At 43.1% G+C, this 209-nt stretch carries 1 rRNA gene; it reads left to right on the top strand.

The features are described from left to right. Positions 1 to 127: ribosomal RNA gene (locus tag M3221_RS26140) — 23S ribosomal RNA — on the top strand; the annotation flags it as partial. Positions 128 to 209 lie beyond the last annotated feature (82 nt).

The following is a 209-nucleotide window of genomic DNA, read 5'->3' as shown; positions in this document are numbered from 1 at the left end:
TCAAGATGAGATTTCCCATTACGCAAGTAAGTAAGATCCCTTGAAGATGACGAGGTAGATAGGTTCGAGGTGGAAGTGCGGCGACGCATGGAGCTGACGAATACTAATCGATCGAGGACTTAATCAATGTACACTTGGCGTGTAACCGAAAGGTTTTTGCCCATACAATAACGCTTCTATCCAGTTTTGAAAGAACACTTCTTTCAAAC

Source organism: Domibacillus indicus, assembly GCF_023715895.1.
GTDB classification, from domain to species: Bacteria; Bacillota; Bacilli; order Bacillales; family Domibacillaceae; genus Domibacillus; species Domibacillus indicus_A.
Note: the sequence above shows the minus strand (reverse complement) of the source record. Positions and strands in the feature narration are given on the sequence as shown.